This window comes from Parazoarcus sp. PS-13 R2A (assembly GCF_057621855.1).
This window is the reverse complement of record NZ_JBYEXN010000057.1, coordinates 1-833: the sequence shown is the minus strand read 5'-3', so window position 1 is coordinate 833 and position 833 is coordinate 1. Positions and strand designations below refer to the sequence as shown.

General features: G+C 64.0%; 1 pseudogene. It reads right to left on the bottom strand.

Features of this window, described 5'->3' with window-relative positions:
* Positions 1-833, bottom strand: a pseudogene (locus AC22G6_RS21800) (IS3 family transposase); the annotation flags it as partial.

Sequence of the window (833 nt, the reverse complement as noted above, 5' to 3'; positions counted from 1 at the left end):
ACGGCGCCACTGCTCGATGACGACGCGCGCCTCAAGGCGGTTGCGAAAGTATTCCATGGATAGGCACTCGTCGCGGAACTTGCCGTTGAAGCTTTCGTCGGTGCCGTTTTGCCATGGCTTGCCCGGTTGCGACAGCGCCATCTGCAATCCCTCATCGGTCGCCCACTGGAGCAACCGCGTCGAGACGAACTCCGGGCCGTTGTCCGAGCGCAAGGCTTTCGGTGCTCCGCGCTCGCTGATCAAGCGGCTCAAGACCTCGATGACGCGCTCCGAGCGGATGCTGCCCGCGACGTCGATCGCCAGCGCCTCGCGGGTGTGCTCGTCGATGACCGTTAGGCATTTAAGTTGCTGGCCGTTCGCGCAGGTATCGAACACGAAGTCGTAAGCCCAAATCCCGTTCGCCTCTGATGCGCGCTCGACCTGGTCGCGCTGACTGGCAACCCGACGGCGCGGTCGCTTGCGCGGCACCTGCAAGGCCGCTTTGTGCCACAGCCGCCAGGTGCGGCCGATGCTCAGCAGGTGGCCCGCGCGACGAAGAAAGATGCGGATGCGTCGGTAGCCGTAGCGCGGGTACTGCGCTGCCAATCGCCGCATCTCACCGATCAGCGGACGATCACGCTCATCGAGCCGCGACACATAGCCAAGCGCCGAGCGCGACACGCACAACAAGACGCACGCTCGACGCTGCGAAACGCCTCGCTTCACTGCGTAAAGCACCTGCGCTCGGCGCGCGCAGGTGCTCACCATTTTTTTGCCGTGATCTCCTTCATCACGTCGATCTCCAGATCCCGCTCGGCCAGCATCTTCTTGAGCCGCGCGTTCTCGGCCTCCAA